Here is a 22,079-nt window from a genome sequence, read left to right on the forward strand (position 1 = left end):
CCACCGTCGACGCCGGGCCGGGACCGGGCCGCCTCACTCCGCGACGACGAGCACGTCCACCCGCTGGACGAGGTTGTTGGCGAAACCACCCCGGTTCCACGGCTGCTCCACCGGCTGGGTGCGCCCCGACGCGTCGGTCGCCCGCGCCCCCAGCGAATAGCGGCCGGGCCGCGGGGTCCAGTCGTACCGCCAGCGCCGCCAGGACCACTCGCCGCCGCCCGGCCGGTCCAGGGTGGCCGGCTCCCAGCTCGCCCCGCCGTCCGTGGTCACCTCCACGGACACCACCGGGGCGTGCCCCGACCAGGCCCGTCCGTCCACCGTGCACGGTCCCGGCCGCAGTACCCTGCTGCGGGACATGAAATCCGGGAAACCCGGCGGCCGGACCAGTGCGCGGGGCTCGATCCGGGTCACCGGCACACCCGGGTCGTCGGCGTCGCGCCGCAGCCGGTAGGCCACCGCGTTCTGGTAGCCGTCGAACTCCCCGGTCAGCACGCTGATCGTGCGCAGCCACTTGACGTGCGCCATGCCGTACCAGCCGGGGACGATCAACCGCAGCGGTGCGCCGTGCTGCGGCAGCAGGGGAGCGCCGTTCATCTCGTACGCCAGCAACACCTCGTCGCGCAGCGCGTCGGCGACCGGCAGTGCCCGCTGGTAGTCCTGCTCCACCCCGCGTTCCACGCCATGGTCGGCACCGGTGAACACCACGTCCACCGCGTCGGGCGCGATCCCCGCCTCGCGCAGCAACGGCGCCAACGGGGTGCCGGCCCACTCGGCGTTGCCCACCGCCTCCACCAGCCACGGCTGGCTGACCGGGCGCGGGTGCAGCAACGCCCGCCCGTTGCCGGCGCACTCCATCGTGACCCGGTGGGTCACCCGGGGGCGCTCGTGCAGCTCGGCCAGGTCGAGCCGGAGCGGCCGACCCACCGCGCCGTCCACGGTCAGTGTGTGGGCGGCCGGGTCGAGATCCGGGATGTCGTAGTGGATGAGCAGGTAGTGCAGACCGGCCGGGGTGACGTCGTAGCGCAGCGCTTCGAGCGGGATGCCGTGGTTACGGGCGGCCAGCTGGAGCTCCTCGGGACTGATCGCCTCGTCCGCCCCGGCGACCCGCGACGGTCGGCTCACCTCGTCCATGGTGGTCATCGGTGCCCTCCCGCTCCGCGCCCGGCTGCGCTGCCGCCAGCCTAGACCGCTGCCGGGTGACCCGCCGGTCGTCCGCCGGGCCGTGGCCGCCCCTCCGTCGGATCGTCCGGGCCGGGGATTCGTGGCCCTCGACCTGCCGGTCGCTCCGGCCGGGGGTTCGTGGCCCTCCGCCTGCCGGCCGCTCCGGCCGGGATTCGTGGTCGTCCGCCTGCCGGTCGCTCCGGCCGGGTTTTCGTGGCCGTCGAGCGCCGGGTCAGGACCGGGGCGGTATAGCAGATCGACGGGCCGGGCGGGGGTTTTCCCCAACCGGCCCCGTCGTCCACAGCGGACGACCGGTCCGTGGCGTCGGCCCGGCGGTCCCGCCATGCTGCGGTGATGCGTACAGGACTGCGGCGGGCGGTGGCGCTCGGGGCCGCCGGGATCGTGTTCGGTTCGCCCTGGCCCGCCGGGATCGTGTCTGCCCCGCCCCCGCCTGCCGGGCGGGTCACCCCACCACCGTCCGCCCGGGCACCGGTGTTCCGGTGGCCGCTCGACGGCCCACCTCGGCCGGTGCGCCGGTTCGACCCGCCACCGCGACCGTGGCTCGCCGGTCACCGGGGCGTGGACCTCGCCGCCGCGTCCGGTGCCACCGTCCGGTCGGCCGGTGCCGGCACCGTGCTCTTCGCCGGTATGGTCGCCGGCCGACCGGTGGTCACCGTCGGCCACCCCGGCGGCCTGCGGACCACCTACGAGCCGGTCCGCCCCGTGGCGCGTCCGGGTGACGTGGTGGCGGCCGGCGCACCGCTGGGAGCCCTGTTGACCGGGCATCCGGGCTGCCCCCCGCTGGGAACCCCCGTCCCGACCGGAAGCTGCCTGCACTGGGGGGTGCGGCGGGGTCCGGACTACCTGGATCCACTGGCCCTGCTCGGCCTCGGCCCGGTCCGCCTGCTCCCGGTGGGGTGGCCGGTCAGCCCCGATCAGCCTTCGGTCAGCCCCGATCGGCCCTCGGCCAGCCTTGGCCGGTCTGCAACCAGCATCCGGCCAGCCCCGGTCAGCGCTCAGCCAGCAGCGCCGGCAGTCGGGCCGCCAGCCGTTCGTACTCGTCGGCGGTGTTGTATACCTGGCCGCAGAGCCGTAGCCACCCCAGGCCGTGCCAGGCCATCACCGACACCTCGGTGGCGAGCCGATCGGCGATCCGGGTGCGTAGGGCACCCGCCTCCTCCAGGGTGCCGGCGATCCCCGGTGGCAGCGGCACGATCCGCATCGCCACCCCCGGCCCGCCCGGGTCGGGCAGGTCGGCCGGCGGCACCCCGAGGGCCGCCCCGACCACCCGCTGCCCGTACGCCGCGAGCGCGGCATTGTGCGCGCGGACCCGCTCCACGCCGAGGCTGCGGAGCGTGTAGAGGCCGGCCGGGGCGCTCAGCCAGCCGGTGTAGTCGAGGGTGGCCTGCCACTCGACGTTGCCCGGGAAACCGCTCGCCTGCTGCCAGGACACCACCAACGGCTCGATCCGCTCCCGCCACGGCGGGGCGACCACCAGCACTGCGGTGCCGCGTGGGGCGAACCCCCACTTGTGCAGGTTGCCCACCCAGAAGTCGGCCCCGATCGCGTCCACCTGGACCGGCAGCATCCCGGGCACGTGTGCGGCGTCCACCAGGACGGGAACACCGTGCTCCCGGGCCACGGCCACCAGCGCGGCGACCGGCAGCACCCGGGCGGTGGCCGAGGTGAGCTGGTCGACCAGGAGCAGTCGGGTCCGCCCCGGGCGGATCCCGGCCCGGACGATCTCCACGATCTGCGCGTCGCTGGCTGCCCGGGGCAGGTGCAGGGAACGGGTCGTGGCGCCGGTCCGCCGGCACTCCCGTGCCACCGAGAGGTTCACCGCGCCATACCCGTGGTCGGTGCCGAGCACCTCGTCGTCGGGGCGCAGACCGAGTGACTGGAGGGCCACGGCCACCCCCGTGGTGGTGTTCCCGACCAGGGCGGTGCCCTCCGGGTCGGCGCCGAGGAAGGCGGCCAGGTGCCGCCGGGTGTGGGCGAGCCGGTCGATCAGCGCCTGGCCGAAGAAGCGCTGCGGGTTCGCCTCCATCTCGTCGCGCAGCCGTTGCTGGGTCCGCTGCACCCCGAGCGGCACCGCGCCGAACGCCCCGTGGTTGAGATAGCTGACCGAGGGGTCGAGGGTGAAGAGCAGTCGTGCCCCGGGAATCGGCTCGGGTGGCGGCGGGACGCTCATGCGGTGATGGTAGCCGGCAATGATCGCCGGCCCACCCGGTCGTCCGTAGGCGGCCGTGGCCGGTCGGCGGCCGTGTTGCACGGCTGTGTCGCACGACCAAGCTCGGTCGGCGGTGGCGGTCGGTGGGTGTGGTGGCCGGTCGGCGGTGGCGGTCGGTCGGTGGGGTGGCCGGTTGGTGGAGTGGCCGGTGGAGGCCCGGCCCGTCCCGGCAGGTCAGGTGCGGGGGTGGGCCTGACGGTAGGCGGCGCGCAGCCGCTCCATCGACACGTGGGTGTAGATCTGGGTGCTCGCCAGAGACGCGTGCCCCAGCAGCTCCTGCACCGCCCGCAGGTCCGCACCGCCGTCGAGCAGGTGGGTGGCTGCCGAGTGACGCAGCCCGTGCGGGCTGGTCGGGGGCAGCCCGGCGGTCCGGGCGTAACCGGCGACGATCCGCCGGCCCATCGTGGGATGCAGCCGGCCACCCCGGGCACCGAGGAACAGCGCCCGGTCGGAGGCCGACCCGGCCAACTCGGGCCGACCCACCGCCAGCCACCGGTCGATCGCCCGCTGGGCCGGCAGCCCGTACGGGACCGTCCGCTCCCGGTTGCCCTTACCGAGGACCCGGATCACCCGGCGTTCGTGGTCGACGTCCGGGACGTCCAGTCCACACACCTCACTGATCCGCGCGCCGGTCGCGTAGAGGATTTCGAGCAACGCCCGGTCCCGTAACAGGACCGCCCCGGTCACCGCGTCCGCCTCCGGCCGTGGCACCGGGAGTCCGGCATCGTCTGGTGCGGGAGTTCCGCCGCCGGGTGCCTCGACGAGGGCGGCGGCCTGGTCGGCGCGGAGCACCACCGGCAGCTCCCGACGCGTCTTCGGGGTGGCCAGCGGGGCGGCGACGTCGGTGGCCAGCAGACCGGACCGGTGTGCCCATCCGCTGAACGTCCGCGCCGCGGCGGCCCGACGTGCCGACGAGCTGTGCGCCGCGCCGGTCGTCCGTTGCTTCGCCAGCCAGCTGCGCAGGATGCCCAGCTCCAGGTCGGCGGGCTCCGTGCAGCCCATCCGCACGGCGTGGTCGAGCAGCGAGACCAGGTCGGCGACGTACGCCCGGACGGTGTGCGCGGACCGGTTGCGTACCTGGGCGAGGTGGCTGGCGAACTCGTCCACCGCGTCCCGCATGGCCGGCGGCAACGCCTGGTGGGTGACCCGGGTGCCCGTACCGCGTCGACTCATCGTCCCGCCCCCGCCACGGCCGGCCGGCGACGGCATCCCCGGCGGGTCGGCGGTAACCGAAGGGGGGTCGAGCGGTCGTCCGGGGGCACCGGCCCAGTTTACGGACGCCGACGGGCAGGTGTTGTCTGCCGCGTCGGCGGCACCGTCGCGTGCCGGCCGCAGCGCCGACAGGGGCATCTGGCCTGGCACCCGCCGTCGGGCGGGTCAGGCGAAGGTGTCGGCCACGGCTACCCGGGCCGGATCGGGGTCGGCCCAGCTCCAGTTCGGATGCGCGCGGTTGGTGAGCAGGACCAGCACCCGGCGTCGGTCGGGTTGGACCAGGAACGAGGTGCCGGTGAACCCGGTGTGCCCGAACGTGGTGGGCCGGGAGTGCCGGCCCATGAACCAGGGCTGGTGGAGCACCACTCCGAGGCCGTGGTCGGAGGTGCGCCCCGGCCGGTCCGGGTCGACCGCGGGTAAGCCGGTGTTGGCATTGCGCAGCATCCGGGCGACGGTGCTCTGGGCGAGGATCCGCTTCCCGCCGTAGCTGCCACCGTCGAGCAGCAGTTGCCCGATCACCGCCACCTCCTCGGCGGGGGCGAAGATCCCGGCGTGGCCGGCGACGCCGCCCAGGTGGTTGGCGACGTCGTCGTGCACCACACCCCGGAGCAGACCCCGGGAGGAGCGGGCGTCGGTGGCGACCAGCCGGTTGGCCCGGTCGGTCGCACCGAGCCAGGTGTTGGGGTTGAACCCGGTGTAGCGCAACCCCAGCGGGGTGGTCAGGTGGGTCTTCAGCGCCCGGTCGAGGCCGAGCCCGGTGACCTTCTCGACGATCTTCCCGGCCACCATCAGGCCGACGCTGGAGTAGCGGAACACGGTGCCCGGGACGGCGCCGCTGACCAGCGGTGTGGTCAGCACCGCACGCCAGCGCTCCGCCATCGTCGGGTAGCCGGTCACCTTGGCCCCGACCGGCAGGCCGCTGGTGTGGGCCAGCAGCATCGCGACGGTGACGGCGGACTTGCCGGTGCCGGTGAACTCGGGAAGGTAGCGGACCACCGGCGCGTCCAGGTCGATCCGGCCCGCGTCGACCTGTTGCAGGGTGAGGATCGCGGTGTAGACCTTGGTGAGCGAGGCCAGGTCGAAGATCGAGTCGGGGCGCATGGCGACCCGCTTCGCGGCAGGCAGCAGGACCGGACCGGCGTCGTAGCGCAGCGCCTCACCGACCGCCAGGTGGTCGGTCGGCTCGCCGTCGGTCGTCGCCAGCACCACCGCCCCGGCGTACGTCGGGTGCTTCGGGTTCTCGGTGGTCGGCTGGAGGTAGCGCTGGAGCGCCACGGTGAGGGTGCGCGGCTTCGCGGCAGCGGTGGGGGCGGTGCCCCGGACCGCCGCCCCCGGCCGACCAGCCGCGGCGGCGCCCTGGCCGCCCGGTGCACCGTCGCCCGCTGCGGCGGTGGCCCAGGAGCCGGTCGACCCGGCGGGCGGGCTCGCGGCGCAGCCGGCCACCCCGAGGGCGGTAGCGAACCCGAGACCGAGGACGGAACGCCGGGGAATCGACACGGCAGTGATCATCGCATCCGGATCTGCCCTGGAGGTCATCGGCCCGCCCGCGCTCAGGCGTGACCGTGGGACGGCTGCGGACGGGTGAGGGTGTAGCCGTCGTCCCGGCGGGTCACCAGGCCCAACTCCTCCAGCAGGGCGAGTTTGCGCAACGCCGTCCGGACCGGCACCCCGGCCCGAGCGGCCAGCGCGTCCGCGCTGATCACGCCCCGGCGGGGCATCGACTCGCGCAGCAGGGCCGCGTCGTCGTCGAGGACGTCCGTCGGGCGCTCCTCGCCCCGGGCGGGCGGGGCCAGATCGGACCCGATCCGACCCACCTCCTCGAGGACGTGCGCGAGCCCGGTGACGAGCCGGGCGTCACGGTATTCCCGTAGCAACTCGTGTGCGCCGACGGACAGCGCCGAGGTGACCGGACCGGGCACCATCATCGCCGGTCGGCGCAGGGCCACCGCCCGGTGCATGGTCTGGGCCGCGCCGCTGCGCGCCGCCGCCTCCACCAGCACGCTGCCCCGGGTGCCGGCGGCGATCACCCGGTTACGGATCAGGAAGCGGGGACGTAGCGGCTCGGCCCCCGGCAACCACTCGCTGATCAGCAACCCCGTCTCGGCGATCCGGTCGAAGAGGGCGGAGTTGCCCATCGGGTAGGGGCGGTCCACGCCACAGGCGAGCACCGCCACCGTCACGCCACCGGCGTTCAACGCGCCCCGGTGGGCGGCGGCGTCGATGCCGAACGCGCCCCCGGAGACCACCGTCCACTCGCGGTCGGCCAGGCCGTACCCGAGCTCGGTGGCGACGTGCACGCCGTACCCGGTGGCGGCCCGTGCCCCGACCACGGCGACCGAACGGTCCAGCACCTCGGCCAACGGCCACCCGCCGCGGACCCAGAGGCAGAGCGGTGGGGCGGTCTCCCGGTCGACCTTCCGGCTCGCTCCGGGCAACACCAGCCGGGCCAGGTCGCCCAGCGCGACGGGCCACTCGTCGTCCGCCGGGGAGACGATCCGCGCGCCGAGCCGGTCGGTGAGCGCCACCGCCTCGGCGGCCACCGCCCGCGGGTCACCCGCGGGTAACCGGGCCGCCACCGCCGCCCGCAGCGTCTCGTCCGGGGCACCGCCGTCGAGCAGGAGCTGCAGTGTGGCGACCGGCCCCAGCCGGTCCACCAGTCGGTGCACCGACCGGGTGCCCGGCTCGGCGAGCCAGGTCAGCGCCACCCGGGCGTGCAGGTCCTCGGTGCCGGTCACGCTTCCTCCCCTGTCCTGAGTCCGGTGGCCTCCCGGACGTCCTCCCGATCGGGCCTGGTCCGGCCGTCGAGATCGGCGATCGTCCAGGCGAGCCGAATGATCCGATCGAAGCCCCGGGCCGACAGCGAACCCCGGTCGAGCCGTCCCCGCAGTTCGGCGGTGGTCTGGGCGGCGAGCCGCCACGGTGGCCGGCGGAGCAGCGGGCCGGACACCTCCGCGTTGAGCCGGTAACCGACCGGTGCCCACCGCTCGGCGGCGGCCCGGCGGGCCAGCGCCACCCGGGCGGCGACCGTCGCCGACGGCTCGCCGTCCGGGTCGGTGCCCATCAACTCGGCCGCCCGTACCGGCAGCACCCTGATCTGCACGTCGATCCGGTCCAGCAGCGGACCGGAGAGCCGGCCGAGATAGCGTCGCCGCGCCAGCGGACTGCACTCGCAGAGCGTGTCGCCGCCGGGCCGGGCACAGGGGCAGGGGTTGGCGGCCAGCACCAGCTGCACACGGGCGGGGTAGCGGGTGCCGCCCCTGGCTCGGGCCAGGTGGACGTAACCGCTCTCCAGCGGCTGCCGTAGCGCCTCCAGGGCGCCCTTGCTGAACTCGGCGGCCTCGTCGAGAAAGAGCACCCCCCGATGGGCCAGCGACAACGCGCCCGGTCGGGCCAGCCCTGAGCCGCCACCGACCAGTGCCGGCACGGTGGCCGAGTGGTGCGGGGCCTGGAACGGCGGCCGGCGCAGCAGCCGACCGTCCGGCGGCAGCGTGCCGGCGATCGAGTGCAGCGCGGTGACCTCCAACGCGTCCTCGTCGTCGAGTTCCGGCAGGATCGACGGCAACCGTTCGGCGAGCATGGTCTTGCCGGCCCCGGGCGGCCCCAGCAGCGAGAGGTGGTGCCCACCGGCTGCCGCCACCTCCAACGCCCGCCGGCCCAGTGCCTGCCCGGCGATGTCGGCGAGATCCGGCCCGGACGACGCCTCGACGGGCAGGGCCGGCGGCGGCTCCAGCAGGGGAGTCCCGTCCCGGACGAAGGCGACGAGCCGGTGCAGGGTGTCCACGGCGCGAACCCGTACCCCGGGGACCACCGCCGCCTCCGCGGCGTTGCCCGCCGGCACCACCACCCGGCCCAGGCCGGCGCGGGCGGCGGCGGCCACCATCGGCAGCACCCCCCGGATCGGCCGGACCGTGCCGTCGAGCCCCAACTCGCCCAGTACCACCACCCCCTCCACCGGTAGCAACGGCAACTCACCGGCGGCCCCGAGCAGGGCGACCGCAATGGCCAGGTCGAACGCCGAACCGCGCTTGGGAAGCGTGGCCGGCAGCAGGTTGAGGGTGATCCGGCGGTTCGGCCAGCGCTGGCCGGAGTTGACCACGGCGGCGCGGACCCGGTCCCGCGCCTCGTGCAGCGCGGTGTCCGGCAGGCCCGAGATGATCACCGCCGGCAACCCGGGGGAGAGGTCCGCCTCGACCTCGACCAGGTGGCCGGTGACCCCGACCAGACCGACCGCGAGCACCTTGGCGTAGCTCACCGCGATGCCCCCTCCGGCAGGCCCCGGACCGGCCGGGCGTCGGTGGTCGGCAGGCTGTCGGCCACCGGCAGGGCGTCGGTGGCCGGGAGGGTGGCCGGCAGGGTATCGGTGGCCGGCAGGGTGTCGGTGGTCGTGAGGGTGTGGATCGCCGGGTCGCCGGGCGACAGGTCGGCAGTCATCAGAAGGCTCCCTTGACGTGCTCGACCCGGGCCGGCCCGGCCTGCGGCAACCGGACCGACAGGACGTCGAAGCGCACCTCGTCGGCGGTGGTCCCGGTCTCGGCCAGCCAGCGGGCGGCGAGCCCGCGCAACCGTCGGGCCTTGGCCGGGACGACCGCCTCGGCGGGGCTGCCGTAGGCGTCACCCCGACGGGTCTTCACCTCGCAGAAGGCGAGTACCGGACCGTCCCAGGCGATGACGTCGATCTCCCCCTCCCGGCAGCGCCAGTTGCGGGCCACCGGGCGCAGCCCGGCCCCGATCAGGTGCTGCACGGCGCACCGTTCGCCGTACGCGCCAACCGCCTGGTTCCGCTTCGTCATGCCCGTCAGGCTGCCGGCGGGGCAGGGGGCAGCGCGACACCCGCCGGCACGGCTGTGGACGACGCGACGCCCTGTGGACGACCGGACGATCACGATGCCGGTGTGCTAAGGGAATCGGGAAAACCCCTGGTCCCCGGGTTGGTGAACACCCGTCCGGGATCCGTCCGATCGGTGCTGTCGGCTGGTCCGACCTGCGAATGGCGCGCGGCGGGTCGGTCGCATACGGTGCCGGACGTGGACGCACGACGGAGCTACCCCGAAGATCAGGAGTCACGCTGGTACCCGGCCGGCGGGGAACGCGCATACGACGACTCGGACTGGCGGACGGCGAGCGGCGTACGCCGACGGGACGACGGGCTGCGCACTCCGGACCAGCGCGCCGCCGAGGAGGGCCGGTACGCCGAGGCGAACCGCTTCGACTCGGGACGTTTCGACACAGCCGACCCGTTGGGTGACGGTGGCGGCGACAGCACCGGATACCGGCCGACCCGCTCCCGCCGGGAAGACCCGGAGGTCTCCGGCGAGCTGCCCACCGACCGGGTGGGTCGTCGCGCCGCCCGGGAGGCCGCCACCAGCGGCGTCGGCCCCCTGGGTGACGGCGGTACGGGCACCCCCGGCCGGGGTGTCGGTGACAGCGGGGTGGGTCCGCTCGGCGGTGCCGTGGGGCGCGGTGTCGGTGACAGCGGGGTGGGTCTGCTCGGCGGTGCCGTGGGGCGCGGTGTCGGTGACAGCGGGGTGGGTCCGCTGGGCGGTGCCGTGGGGCGCGGTGTCGGTGACACCGGTACGGGTCGGCTGGGCGGCACCGGCACGGGACGGGGTGTCGGTGACACCGGCACGGGAAGGCTGGGCAGCACCGGCACCGGTCGCCTCGCCGGGGGCGACAGCGGCACCGGTCGGTTCACCGCCGACTCCGGCGTCCTGGGCGTCAGCGGTGTCGGCCCGTTGACCGGGGGTGCCTCCGAGCCCGCCGATCCGGTCCGGCCGGCGGCGTTGGGCGGCTATCCGATCATCGAGCCCCACCGGCCGGCGGAGCCCTCCCCGTTGGAGGTGCCGACCGGCCCGATGGCCCCGGTCACGCCCCGGCGGGACGCAGCGACCGGCACCGACGGGGCGTACCGGACGGGTGGACCGGCCTCCGACGGCGTCTACCGGACCCGGCGGCCGGTGCTGGCGGTGCTGCTGGGACTGCTGGTCCTGGTCTTCGAGATCCCGGCGCTGCGGGTGCTGCTGCACGGCCTCACCGGCGACCCGGTCCCGGTGTCGCACGTCGTCGTGGGGACCTTGCTGGTGGTCGGGCTGCCGATCTTCGCCGGCGGCCTGTACGGGCTGCGGGCCGGCGGTCTGGCCATGACCGACGGCGACCGGGGCTGGCTGCGCCCGCCGACCGCCTACCTCACCGTGGGGCTGGTGCTCTTCCTCGCCGCCGCCCTCGCGGCCCGCTGACCCGCCGCCGCGTCCACCCCGGCCCACCGGTCCCGCCCGGGAGGGCACCCGCCCGGGCGGGGAACGCGGACCGGGGAGCGAGCACCCGCGCCGACGGGGGGAGCGAGCGTCCGTCCCGACGGGGAGAACGCCGCGTCGACCGGCGGGGCGGGATGCGGGCGCGTACCCCGAGGTGGGGTGGAGGGGTGGAGGCGTACACTGTTCTCTTGGCGACCGCCTTGCGCGGTCGACCTCGCGTGCCTTCTCCACGTTTCGTCGTGGGGCGACGGCCTCCCTGGTCCCGATCTCCTTCGGGCCCACCATGGCCGGCGACCAGGCGCCAGGACGCCCGGCCACCGGCCGGGCGTGACAACCAGGGATCTTGAGGAGTACCCCACCATGGCCGTCGTGACCATGCGTCAGCTGCTGGAGAGCGGTGTCCACTTCGGGCACCAGACCCGGCGCTGGAACCCGAAGATGAAGCGCTTCATCATGACCGAGCGCAACGGCATCTACATCATCGACCTGCGCCAGACCCTCGACTACATCGAGAAGGCGTACGACTTCGTGCGCAACACGGTGGCCGAGGGCGGCAGCATCCTGTTCGTCGGCACCAAGAAGCAGGCTCAGGAGGCCATCTCCGAGCAGGCCACCCGGGTCGGTCAGCCGTACGTCAACCACCGCTGGCTCGGTGGCATGCTGACCAACTTCCAGACGGTGTACAAGCGGCTGCAGCGGATGAAGGAGCTGGAGGCGCTGGGTGACCTGACCGGCACCGCCGCCGGCTACACCAAGAAGGAGACCCTTCAGCTGTTCCGCGAGAAGACCAAGCTCACCAAGACCCTCGGTGGTCTGCGGGACATGCAGAAGCTCCCGGCCGCGGTCTGGATCGTCGACACCAAGAAGGAGCACATCGCCGTCGACGAGGCCCGCAAGCTGGGCATCCCGGTGATCGCGGTGCTGGACACCAACTGCGACCCCGACGAGGTCGACTTCCCGATCCCGGGCAACGACGACGCGATCCGCTCCGCCGAGCTGCTGACCAAGGTCGTGGCCGCCGCCGTGGCCGACGGTCTGATCGCCCGGTCCGGCCGGCGTCGTGGTGGCGACGAGAAGCCGGAGGGCCAGGTCGGCACCGACGAGCCGCTGACCGAGTGGGAGCGCGAGCTGCTCGAGCCGAAGAAGGCCGAGGAGCCGGCTGCCGCCGAGACGCCGGCCGCCGCCGCCGAGCAGCCCGCCGCCACCACCACCGAGCAGCCGGCCGCCGCCGCCGCCGAGTGACCGCGCCGCCGCATCCCGCCGCCGGTTCGGGCGGCGGGATGCGGCGGTCACTGCCGGGCAGCTCCGGCCCCGGGCCGGGGGTCCGGCACCTCAGACCACCCACCGCAGTCTCAACACCGAAGAGAGAGTCATGTCCAACTTCACCGCCGCGGACGTCAAGAAGCTCCGCGACCTCACCGGCGCCGGCATGATGGACTGCAAGAAGGCGCTCACCGAGGCTGAGGGCGACTTCGACAAGGCCGTCGAGATCCTGCGCGTCAAGGGCGCCAAGGACGTCGGCAAGCGGGCCGGCCGGACCGCCGCCAACGGCCTCGTCGCGCACTCCGGCAAGGCGCTGCTGGAACTCAACTGCGAGACCGACTTCGTGGCCAAGACCGACGCGTTCATCGCGCTGGCCCAGCAGCTCGTCGAGCACGGTGAGCGCAGCGGCGTCGGCACCGCCGAGGAGCTGCTCGCCACCGAGCTGGACGGCAAGACCGTCGCCGACGTGGTCCAGGAGCAGTCCGCCAAGATCGGCGAGAAGCTGGTGCTCAACCGGTTCGCCAAGCTCGACGGCACCGTCGCGGTCTACCTGCACCGCAAGAGCCAGGACCTGCCGCCGGCCGTCGGCGTGCTGGTGGAGTACACCGGTAAGTCCGACGAGGCCGCCGACGCCGACGCCCGGGGCACCGCCATGCAGATCGCCGCGATGCGGCCGAAGTACGTCACCCGCGACGAGGTGCCGGCCGAGGTCGTCGAGTCCGAGCGGCGGATCGCCGAGCAGACCGCCCGCGAGGAGAACAAGCCCGAGGCGGCGCTGCCGAAGATCGTCGAGGGCCGGGTGAACGCCTTCTTCAAGGACTACGTCCTGATCGAGCAGGCGTCGGTCTCCGACAACAAGAAGACCGTCAAGCAGGCGCTGGCCGAGGCCGGCATCGAGGTGACCCGCTTCGTCCGGTTCGAGGTCGGCCAGGCCTGAGCCGCCACCGCCCGGCGCGCGACCCGCGCCGGGCGGCACGCAACGTCGACGAGGAGGCCGCCGGTGTACGCGACAGGCACCGCGGCCTCCTCGTCACATAGGGTCGGCAACGGGCAGGTACGCGGTGACGCGGCGCGGTCGACGTGCACGCGGGAGGGGCGGGGCGGATGACGCAGGTTGTGAACGACCGGAGCCTGGAGGCGGACGACCCGACGGCACCGCCGCCCGGCCGGGCCCGTCGGGTGGTGCTGAAGCTCTCCGGCGAGGTCTTCGGCGGTGGGGCGATCGGTGTCGACCCGGACGTCGTGCAGGCCATCGCCCGGCAGATCGCCACCGTGGTACGTCGCGGCGTGCAGGTCTCCGTGGTGGTCGGCGGCGGCAACTTCTTCCGCGGCGCGGAGCTGCAGAAGCGCGGCATGGACCGGGCCCGCGCCGACTACATGGGCATGCTGGGCACCGTGATGAACTGCCTGGCGCTGCAGGACTTCCTGGAGAAGGAGGGCATCGAGACGCGGGTGCAGAGCGCGATCACGATGGCCCAGGTCGCCGAGCCGTACATTCCGCTGCGGGCGATCCGGCACCTGGAGAAGGGGCGGGTGGTCATCTTCGGCGCGGGTGCCGGGATGCCGTACTTCTCCACCGACACGGTGGCCGCCCAGCGGGCGCTGGAGATCCGCGCCGACGTGGTGCTGATGAGCAAGAACGGCGTGGACGGCGTCTACACCGCCGATCCGCGGATCGACCCGGCCGCCAGCAAGTTCGAGTCGATCACCTTCTCCGAGGTGCTGCAACGCAATCTGCGGGTGGCCGATGCGGCGGCGTTCAGCCTGTGCATGGAGAACGGGTTGCCGATGCTGGTCTTCGGCGCGCAGGGCGAGGACACGATCATCCGTGCCGTAGGCGGCGACAAGATCGGTACGCTGATCACCGCCTGACCGTTTCCGCCGGCCACCACTGCGGTCCTCCGTACCAGAGCAGCAGCTTCAGCCACGACGAGCAACAGAAGGAGGCGAGGAGACCGGTGATCGACGACACCCTCCTCGAGGCCGAGGAAAAGATGGAGCGTGCGGTCGAGCACGCCAAGGAGGAGTTCGGCGCGATCCGTACCGGCCGCGCCAACGCCACCATGTTCTCCAAGGTCATCATCGACTACTACGGCACGCCCACCCCGCTGCCCCAGATGGCTTCCATCGGGGTGCCCGAGCCGCGCATGGTCATCATCAAGCCGTACGACAACTCGCAGATCAACGCCATGGAGCGGGCGATCCGCGACTCCGACCTCGGGGTGAACCCGAACAACGAGGGCAACCAGCTCCGCATCCTGCTCCCGCAGATGACCGAGGAGCGTCGCCGCGAGATGATCAAGGTGGCCCGGAACAAGGGCGAAGAGGCCAAGGTGGCGGTCCGCAACATCCGCCGCAAGGGCAAGGAAGAGCTGGACCGGCTGGTCAAGGACGGCGAGGTCGGTGAGGACGACGGCCGTCGCGCCGAGAAGGAACTGGACGACCTGACCCAGCGTTACGTCGCCACCGTGGACGAGCTGCTCAAGCACAAGGAGTCGGAGCTGCTCGAGGTCTGACCCGGCTGCCACGGCACCGGCGTGCCGCCGCCCCCGGGCGGCGCGACGCCGTTGCCGTCGCCGGTCGGCCGGGGCCCGGACGGCACCGCAGCCGACGGGCCGGGGCAGCCGGCGTGGCCGGCACGGCCGACGTACGCCGTGCCCGGAGGGCCGGTGCAGTAGGCTCGGCACGATTCCCGGCCACCGCCCGGTGAACGGCGGGGATCGACCGGCCGTCGGGTCGGTCAACCGGAGTAGTCACGCGGGTACCGGAGTAGTCACGCGGGTAGGGGATGGTTGTGGTCTTGCGTCATGTGGTGGAACTCGTACCGTCGTCCGGTGCGTGATGTCCCACCCCGACCCCTACGGTAGCGCCGAGCCCCGCGGCTGGGACCGGCCCGACCGTCCACCGGCACTGCCCTGGCCGGAACGCGGGGAGGTCGAGCCGTGGTCCCCCCGGCCGGCCGGCCCCGAGCTGTCCGCCGCACCGCAGGCCCCGCCCCGCCCGCCCGTGCGCCGGCACGACGAGCCGAACGGCGGGCCGTACGACGTACCGGCCGGCGACCGGCTCGGCGGTGACCGGCTCGCGGGCCTGGCCCCGCCGCTGTCCGGCCGGGCCGCCCCGCACTCGCCGCCCCCGGTACGCGACGACGACGCGCCGACCGCGCAGCTGACCCCGGTACGCGCCGACGACGCGCCGACCTGGCACCGCACTGCGGTCCGCGACGACGCGGCTACGGCCGGGCACCTCGCTCCGGTGCGCGACGACGACGCGCCGACCGCGCACCTCGCCCCGGTGCGCGACGAGGACCGGTCGGTCCCCGGGGCCGCCGACGTCGACCCGGCGGCACCGCCGGCACCCGGCCGGCGCACGCCCGGCCGCCGACGGGCCGGCCCCGACCGGCCGGCGACCCAGCTGCCGTCGACCGGCCGGGCCGGGCGTAACCTCCCGGCCGCCATCGGGGTCGGGCTCGGGCTCGGGGCGTTGGTCCTGGTGCCGCTCTTCTTCTTCCTCCCCGGGTTCCTGGCCGTGCTGGCCGGCGCGATCGGGGTGGGCATCTGGGAGATGGCCCGCGCGGTCCGGCGCAGTGGCGCCCATCCGCCGCTGGTGCCGCTGCTCGCCGGGGGTGTCCTCACCATCGGGTTGGCCTGGTTCGCCGGGCCGGACGCGCTCAGCCTGGGTCTGCTGGTCACCGTGCTGGGCACGATGGTCTGGCGGCTGGGTGACGGCCCGGCCGGTTTCCAGCGGGACCTCACCGCGGCCACCCTGATCGCGGTCTACGTGCCGTTCCTGGGCGGTTTCGCGGCGATGCTCGCGGCGGCCCCGGGCGACGGGCACCTGCGGGTGCTGGTCACCGTGGTCGGCGTGGTGCTCTCCGACACCGGTGGGTACGCCGCGGGGGTGACGTTCGGCAAGCACCCGATGGCCCCCCGGATCAGCCCGAAGAAGTCCTGGGAGGGGTTCGCCGGCTCGGTCGCCGCCGCGGCCCTGGGCAGCGCCCTGCTGATCTGGCTGCTCTTCGACGTGGCCCCCTGGTGGGGCGCGCTGTTCGGGGTGGCGGTCTCCGGCGCGGCGGTGCTGGGCGACCTCGCCGAGTCGATGATCAAGCGGGATCTCGGGGTGAAGGACATGAGCAGCCTGCTGCCCGGCCACGGCGGTCTGATGGACCGGCTGGACTCGATCCTGTTCGCCGTACCCACCGCCTACCTGCTGTTGGCGGTCCTCGTGCCGGTGGTGGGCTGACGGATGGCCCACGCCGTGCCACCCGGGTGTCTTCCCTGGTGTGAGCCGATTCGGCACCTCCGGACGGGCAGGTCCGGCGGGCGGCGTGACAGACTGGACCAGCCATGACGAGCCTACCTGTGATCCCCGTTGACCCTGACGCCCCCGGTCGCCGTCCGGCGATGCCGCCCCGGCACCTCGCCGACCTGGATCTGCCGGGTCGGCAGGCGCTCGTCGCCGAGCTGGGCGAGCCGGCCTTCCGGGCCAAGCAGGTTTCCCACCACTACTTCGGCCGGTTGGTCCGGGATCCGGCCGGGATGACCGACCTGCCGGCGGCCACCCGGGACCGGCTGGCGGGTGCGCTGCTGCCCCGGCTGCTCACTCCGGTACGCGAGCTGGCCTGCGACGACGGCGCCACCCGCAAGGCGCTCTGGCGGTTGCACGACGGTTCGCTGGTGGAGAGCGTGCTGATGGGTTACCCGGACCGGGTCACCGTCTGTATCTCCAGTCAGGCGGGCTGCGGTATGGCCTGCCCGTTCTGCGCCACCGGCCAGGCCGGGCTGACCCGTAACCTCTCCACCGCCGAGATCGTCGACCAGGCGGTCTACCTCGCCGGGGTCGCCGCCTCGGGGGTGGTGGCCGGGTCGCCGCCCCGACTGTCGCACGTCGTGTTCATGGGCATGGGCGAGCCGTTGGCCAACTACTCCCGGGTCGTCGCGGCGATCCGCCGCCTGGTCGCGCCGGCTCCGGAGGGCCTGGGGTTGTCGCAGCGTCACGTCACCGTCTCCACGGTGGGTCTGGTGCCGGCCATCCGCCGACTGGCCAGCGAAGACCTGTCGGTGACCCTTGCGTTGTCGCTGCACGCGCCCGATGATGAGCTGCGCGACGAACTCGTGCCGGTCAACCAGCGCTGGAAGGTAGCCGAGGTGCTGGACGCAGCGTGGGACTACGCGGCGACGACGGGGCGCCGGGTGTCGATCGAGTACGCGATGATCAAAGACGTGAACGATCAGCCGTGGCGAGCCGACCTGCTCGGACGCCTGCTGGCCGGGAGGTCGGCGCACGTCAACCTCATCCCGCTCAATCCGACGCCGGGTAGCCGCTGGGACGCCAGCGCCAAGCCGGTGGAGCGGGAGTTCGTCAGACGATTGCGGGAGTCCGGCGTCTCCACCACGGTGCGTGACACCCGGGGTCGCGAGATCGACGGTGCGTGCGGTCAGTTGGCTGCCGCGGTGGACAGTGACATCGAAGCGCCGCGCGGGCGCGACCGGGCGTAGCGGTACGAGACCAGGAGACATAGTGGCGAGTCAGGGTCAGCGTTTCCGGCGTAAGGCGCTCCGCCGGGGCTACAAGGTCGACGAGGTCGACGCCTTCCTGGACCGGGTGGAGGCGACCCTCGCCGGTCAGCCGGTCGGCGCTCCCGTGGCCTCCCAGGAGGTCCACGACGTGGTCTTCCGGGTCCGTTTCAACGGTTACGACGAGTGGCAGGTCGACCTGCACCTGGACCGGGTGGAGCGGCAGCTGGCCGAGCTGGAGGAGCGCAGCGCCCCGACTGGCCGGGGCGCCGACCCGCGCGGTGTGGACCGGCTCGCCCCGTCGATGCGCGACGACCACCGGGGCGTACCGTCCGCGCCACCGCCGATGCCGCCCCGGGCCATGCCGGCCCAGTCCGGGCCGCCGGACCGCTTCGGCAGCCGATACGACGAGCCGACCGGTGCCTTCGCCGGTGGGTACGACGCCCCGCGCGGCGGGTACGACTCGCCGCGGGGCCAGGTGGGGCCGGGGCCCGGTGGGCCGATGGGTCCTGGCCCGGGTGGGCCGATGGGGCATGGTGGGCCGATGGGTCCTGGCCCGGGTGGGCCGATGGGGCACGGCGGCCCGCCGCCGCGTGGCCTGCCGGCCGGGCCGGGTAGTGGCTACGGTCCTCCGGACGAGCAGCGTTTCGACGGCTTCGAGGCGGGCCGGCACGGTCGTGCGGACATGACCGCCGAGATCCGGATGCCCGAGCGGGACCGGATGCTGGAACGCGACCGGATGCCCGAGCGGGATCGGATGCCCGAGCGGGATCGGATGCCCGAGCGCGACCGCATGTTGGAGCGGGACCGGATGCCCGAGCGGGACCGGATGCTGGAACGCGACCGCATGCCGGAACGGGACCGGATGCCCGAGCGGGATCCGCGGGAACTGCGTGGCCGTGGCCCGGCCGGGCCACCGCCGCTGCCGCAGCAGCCGCTGGGTGGCCCGCCGCTGGGTGGTCCGCCGCCGCTGGCCGGCCCGCCGATGGTGGGTCCGCCGATGGCCGGCCCGCCCGGCAGTGAGCTGTACCGGGTCGACCAGATCCGTCGCAGCTTCCAGGTGCGCCGCTTCGGCAGCGGATACGACCCCGACCAGGTGGACCGGTTCTTCGAGAGCCTGCTCGGCGGCATGCAGGGTCGCAACCAGATGCCGGTCAACCCGAAGGACCTGGACACGCTGCGCTTCGGGCTGGTGCCCGGTGGCTACTTCGAGGCCGAGGTCGACGCCGCGCTCAAGGACGTGCAGGACATCCTCTTCGGCCGCTGACCACCGCAGGCCGCTGCCGGCACGCGCCGCCGCTGCCGCCACGCGCCGCCGCTGCCGCCACGCGGCGCTGCCGCAGGTGCCGGTGCGGGTCGAGGGTCGAGGGCGACGAAGGCCCGCCCCGGTCCGGGGCGGGCCTTCACACGTCGGTGGGGCGGTCCGTCAGGAGCGCAGCCCGCTGCGGCGCAGCACGGCGTCGCCGACGACGATCGCCAGCAGCAGCACGGCCAGGCCGACCAGCCAGATGTCCTCGACCTTGCCCTCGTGGTTGCCGCACAGCATCGCCAACAGCGCCAGCGCGGAGACCACCGCGCCGATCCGTCCGGCCTTGCGGTGTCCGGGCCTGTGCTGATCTGGCGCGGTTACCGGCTCGCTTCCTGCCACTGTCGGTCCTTCCCTCGCGATCGGAACTCCGGTTAGTCTGGCACGCCCTGCCCTGCGCCCGGTGCGGGGTCCGCCCTGCTGGGGCACGGCTGACCGGGGCGGGTGCGGCGGGCCGGGGGTGAGCGCGGCGGATCCGGCGGGCGCGGTGGGCCGGGGCGGCCCCGGGCTGCGGGCCGAAGGACCCCTTCGCGGTGGGGCGGATCGGCTCTACCGGCGTCGCGGGCCGTCGACCACACTGCCTCCGGTAGCGTTCGGACGTACACCTTGATTGTCGGTTTGAGGGGGACTGCGGTGCGAGTGACCGGTACGGGACATGCCAGCATGCGGATCGACACGGCTGCGGGCAGCATCCTGTGCGACCCGTGGGTCAATCCGGCCTACTTCGCCTCCTGGTTCCCGTTCCCCGACAACTCCCTGCTCGACTGGGAGTCGCTGGGCCAGGTCGACTACCTGTACGTGTCGCACCTGCACCGGGACCACTTCGACGCCAAGCACCTGCGCGACTTCGTCTCGAAGGACGCCACCGTGCTGCTGCCCGAGTTCCCCACCTCGGAGATGGAGGACGAGCTGCGGGCGCTGGGCTTCACGAAGTTCCTGCGGACGCCCAACGAGCAGGTGGTCGAGCTGGACGGCGGCCTGAAGATCATGATCCAGGCGTTGACCAGCCCGACCGACGGCCCGATCGGCGACTCGTCGCTCTGGGTGGAGTACGACGGGGTCCGGCTGCTCAACCAGAACGACGCCCGCCCGACCGACCTGACCGTCTTCGCCGAGCTGGGCCACGTGCACGCGCACCTGCTCCAGTTCTCCGGCGCGATCTGGTACCCGATGGTGTACGAGCTGCCGCAGGCGGCGAAGACCGCGTTCGGCAAGCAGAAGCGGGAGCGGCAGTTCGACCGGACCTGGCGCTACATCGACGACCTGAAGGCCGACCACGTCTTCCCGATCGCCGGCCCGCCGTGCTTCCTCGACGATGCGCTGTGGCAGTTCAACGACATCCACGGCGACGAGGGCAACATCTTCCCGGACCAGTCGGTGTTCCTGTCCGAGTACGCGAAGGTCGGCGGCACCAACGGCATCGTGCTGCTGCCGGGCAGCGTGGCCGAGGTGACCACCGCCGGGGCGACCACCACCCACCCGCAGCCGGTCGAGGAGTTCTTCGCGAACAAGAAGGCCCATCTGGAGGAGATGCGGGAGCGCAAGCGCCCGGTCATCGAGGCGGAGAAGGCGTCCTGGCGGCACCCCGAGATCGACGTCCTGGCCGGGATGAAGAGCCGGATCGAGCCGCTGCTCGACGAGTCGATCTACCTGGCCAAGGGGGTCGGCGGCCCGGTCCGCTTCGACCTGGTCGGCTACGACGGCGAGAGCGTCGAATCCATCGTGGTGGACTTCCCGGGCAAGCAGGTCCGGCCGTACGCCGACGAGAAGGTCCGGTACCGGTTCCGCACCGAGCGGGCGCTGATCGAGCACCTGCTGCACATCGGTGAGGTCGACTGGGTCAACTCCCTCTTCCTGTCCTGCCGCTTCTCGGCGGCCCGGATCGGCCAGTACAACGAGTTCGTGTACGCCTTCTTCAAGTGCCTGTCCACCGAGCGCCTCCAGTACGCCGAGGGCTGGTACGACGAGCACGAGCGCAGCACCGACGCGGAGGACATCACCCTGGGTGACTGGGTGGTGCAGCGCCGTTGCCCACACCTGAAGGCGGACCTGACCCGGTTCGGCATCGTCGACGGCGACCAGCTCACCTGCCAGCTGCACGGCTGGAAGTTCGACCTCCCCTCCGGCCGCTGCCTCACCAGCGTCGGCCACAAGATCCGCGCCGCCCGCACCCAAACCCCCACCCCCTAACCCCACCCCCTCCCCCCTCTCCCCCTCCCCCCTCTCCCCCTCCCCCTCCCCACCCCCGTCCCACCCCCCGTCCCACCCCCCGTTTCCGGCGATCATGGAGTTGTGGTGGGCCGTAAAGGCCCTGAACCGGTGCACACCGGGCACCACAACTCCATGATCGACACAGGCAGGGAGGGGTGGGGGTGTGGAGGGTGGGGGAGAGGAGGGCGGGGTGGGGGTGGGTAGTGGGGCGGGGGCGGGGGAGGGGTATGAGTTTGGGCGGTGGCGGGAGAAGGAGCGGGACGCGTCGCGGGTGGAGGCGTTCAGCGACGCGGTGATCGCGATCGTGCTGACCCTGATGGCGGTGGAGCTGCTCCAACTCAGCCCGCAGCGGCCCGAGGGGCAGGAGCTGCCCGAGACGCTGTTCCACGAGTGGCCCGCCTACCTGGCGTACGTGATCACCTTCGTGATCGTGGGGCAGGTCTGGCTGACCCATCACAACATGTGGCGGTACGTGGTCAAGGTCGACCAGCTCCTGCTCGTCCTCAACCTGCTGCTGTTGCTGTTCGTGGCGGCCATTCCGTTCGCGGCCATCCTGCTCGCCGACAACCTGCGCGGCACCGTCGCCGACCAGCGGCTGACCGCCACGATCTACGTGGGCACGGTGCTCGGTGAGGCGCTGTTCTTCAACCTGAGCTGGTGGTGGGCCCGCCGCCGACGGCTACTCGACCCGGGGCTGGATCCCCGGTTGGCCCGCGCGGTGGCCCGCCGCTTCCTGCTCGGCCCGCTGCTCTACGTGGTGGCGTTCGGCGTCTCCTTCGTCGACCCGGTGCTCAGCCTGGTGACGTACCTCCTGCTGACCGGGATCTACCTGATCCGTGGCCCGGGCGACCTGCCGTCGTCCCGCCCGGCCCGCGCCTGAGCAGGGGCGGCGAGCCGGCCGGGGGAGGCGACAGGCCGGACCATCCGGGGCG

General features: G+C 73.5%; 19 protein-coding genes and 1 pseudogene. 11 read left to right on the top strand and 9 right to left on the bottom strand.

Features of this window, described 5'->3' with window-relative positions:
- Positions 1 to 33 precede the first annotated feature (33 nt).
- The gene (locus tag O7625_RS14805; protein ID WP_282346548.1) at positions 34 to 1,140 is read right to left on the bottom strand and encodes a sulfite oxidase; all 1,107 of its coding nucleotides are present in this window, start codon (positions 1,138 to 1,140) and stop codon (positions 34 to 36) included.
- A gap of 375 nt (positions 1,141 to 1,515) precedes the next feature.
- Here O7625_RS14805 and O7625_RS14810 point away from each other — a divergent pair.
- Positions 1,516 to 2,076, top strand: a pseudogene (locus tag O7625_RS14810) (M23 family metallopeptidase); the annotation flags it as partial.
- 94 nt (positions 2,077 to 2,170) lie between these two features.
- Here the strand turns inward: O7625_RS14810 and O7625_RS14815 are convergent.
- From O7625_RS14815 to O7625_RS14845, 7 genes are all read right to left on the bottom strand, one after another.
- A complete protein-coding gene (locus O7625_RS14815) occupies positions 2,171 to 3,352 on the bottom strand; it encodes an aminotransferase class V-fold PLP-dependent enzyme (protein WP_067307354.1) in 1,182 nt (393 codons plus the stop codon).
- A 213-nt stretch (positions 3,353 to 3,565) separates the two neighbouring features.
- On the bottom strand, positions 3,566 to 4,564 hold the full coding sequence (locus tag O7625_RS14820) for a tyrosine recombinase XerC (protein WP_282346549.1): 999 nt from the start codon (positions 4,562 to 4,564) through the stop codon (positions 3,566 to 3,568).
- 204 nt (positions 4,565 to 4,768) lie between these two features.
- Entirely contained in the window at positions 4,769 to 6,100 is a 1,332-nt protein-coding gene (locus O7625_RS14825) for a serine hydrolase domain-containing protein (RefSeq protein WP_282346550.1), read from the bottom strand.
- A 53-nt stretch (positions 6,101 to 6,153) separates the two neighbouring features.
- Entirely contained in the window at positions 6,154 to 7,338 is a 1,185-nt protein-coding gene (locus O7625_RS14830) for a DNA-protecting protein DprA (RefSeq protein ID WP_282346552.1), read from the bottom strand.
- Positions 7,335 to 8,855 carry a YifB family Mg chelatase-like AAA ATPase gene (locus tag O7625_RS14835; RefSeq protein ID WP_067307365.1) on the bottom strand — a complete coding sequence of 507 codons (1,521 nt, stop codon included), beginning with the start codon at positions 8,853 to 8,855 and terminating at the stop codon, positions 7,335 to 7,337. The genes O7625_RS14830 and O7625_RS14835 overlap by 4 nt, the downstream gene beginning before the upstream one ends.
- Complete coding sequence (locus O7625_RS14840; RefSeq protein ID WP_282346553.1) at positions 8,852 to 9,034, bottom strand: hypothetical protein; 183 nt, start codon at positions 9,032 to 9,034, stop codon at positions 8,852 to 8,854. Before O7625_RS14840 ends, O7625_RS14835 begins: the two co-directional genes overlap by 4 nt.
- Positions 9,034 to 9,393: a YraN family protein gene (locus O7625_RS14845; protein WP_067307371.1), complete on the bottom strand. Its 360-nt coding sequence runs from the start codon at positions 9,391 to 9,393 to the stop codon at positions 9,034 to 9,036. The genes O7625_RS14840 and O7625_RS14845 overlap by 1 nt, the downstream gene beginning before the upstream one ends.
- Positions 9,394 to 9,618: 225 nt before the next feature.
- Here O7625_RS14845 and O7625_RS14850 point away from each other — a divergent pair, with 225 nt between their 5' ends.
- The 8 genes from O7625_RS14850 to O7625_RS14885 all read left to right on the top strand — a co-directional run bounded on the left by O7625_RS14850 (position 9,619) and on the right by O7625_RS14885 (position 18,897).
- A complete protein-coding gene (locus O7625_RS14850) occupies positions 9,619 to 10,836 on the top strand; it encodes a hypothetical protein (protein ID WP_282346554.1) in 1,218 nt (405 codons plus the stop codon).
- 378 nt (positions 10,837 to 11,214) lie between these two features.
- The gene (gene rpsB, locus O7625_RS14855; RefSeq protein WP_282346555.1) at positions 11,215 to 12,096 is read left to right on the top strand and encodes a 30S ribosomal protein S2; all 882 of its coding nucleotides are present in this window, start codon (positions 11,215 to 11,217) and stop codon (positions 12,094 to 12,096) included.
- Between the two features lie 130 nt (positions 12,097 to 12,226).
- Positions 12,227 to 13,054, top strand: a complete 828-nt coding sequence (gene tsf, locus O7625_RS14860; protein WP_067314455.1) for a translation elongation factor Ts — start codon at positions 12,227 to 12,229, stop codon at positions 13,052 to 13,054.
- A 167-nt stretch (positions 13,055 to 13,221) separates the two neighbouring features.
- Positions 13,222 to 13,989, top strand: coding sequence for a UMP kinase (pyrH, locus tag O7625_RS14865; protein WP_067314453.1), 768 nt, complete (start codon positions 13,222 to 13,224; stop codon positions 13,987 to 13,989).
- Between the two features lie 86 nt (positions 13,990 to 14,075).
- On the top strand, positions 14,076 to 14,633 hold the full coding sequence (frr, locus tag O7625_RS14870) for a ribosome recycling factor (protein ID WP_067314448.1): 558 nt from the start codon (positions 14,076 to 14,078) through the stop codon (positions 14,631 to 14,633).
- Positions 14,634 to 14,958: 325 nt separating this feature from the next.
- Positions 14,959 to 16,356: a phosphatidate cytidylyltransferase gene (locus O7625_RS14875; protein ID WP_282346557.1), complete on the top strand. Its 1,398-nt coding sequence runs from the start codon at positions 14,959 to 14,961 to the stop codon at positions 16,354 to 16,356.
- Positions 16,357 to 16,460: 104 nt separating this feature from the next.
- Positions 16,461 to 17,612: a 23S rRNA (adenine(2503)-C(2))-methyltransferase RlmN gene (rlmN, locus tag O7625_RS14880; RefSeq protein WP_282346559.1), complete on the top strand. Its 1,152-nt coding sequence runs from the start codon at positions 16,461 to 16,463 to the stop codon at positions 17,610 to 17,612.
- Between the two features lie 22 nt (positions 17,613 to 17,634).
- Positions 17,635 to 18,897 (top strand): DivIVA domain-containing protein, encoded by a 1,263-nt coding sequence (locus O7625_RS14885; protein WP_282346561.1) that lies wholly within the window; start codon positions 17,635 to 17,637, stop codon positions 18,895 to 18,897.
- 159 nt (positions 18,898 to 19,056) lie between these two features.
- Here O7625_RS14885 and O7625_RS14890 read toward each other — a convergent pair whose 3' ends face one another.
- Complete coding sequence (locus O7625_RS14890; protein ID WP_084261577.1) at positions 19,057 to 19,278, bottom strand: DUF2631 domain-containing protein; 222 nt, start codon at positions 19,276 to 19,278, stop codon at positions 19,057 to 19,059.
- A gap of 291 nt (positions 19,279 to 19,569) precedes the next feature.
- Here O7625_RS14890 and O7625_RS14895 point away from each other — a divergent pair, with 291 nt between their 5' ends.
- Both O7625_RS14895 and O7625_RS14900 read left to right on the top strand, forming a co-directional pair.
- Positions 19,570 to 21,126, top strand: a complete 1,557-nt coding sequence (locus O7625_RS14895) for a Rieske 2Fe-2S domain-containing protein (protein WP_282346588.1) — start codon at positions 19,570 to 19,572, stop codon at positions 21,124 to 21,126.
- A gap of 217 nt (positions 21,127 to 21,343) precedes the next feature.
- Complete coding sequence (locus O7625_RS14900) at positions 21,344 to 22,027, top strand: TMEM175 family protein (RefSeq protein ID WP_282346951.1); 684 nt, start codon at positions 21,344 to 21,346, stop codon at positions 22,025 to 22,027.
- Positions 22,028 to 22,079: the final 52 nt, after the last annotated feature.

This window comes from Micromonospora sp. WMMD714 (assembly GCF_029581315.1).
Taxonomy (GTDB): Bacteria; Actinomycetota; Actinomycetes; order Mycobacteriales; family Micromonosporaceae; genus Micromonospora; species Micromonospora rifamycinica.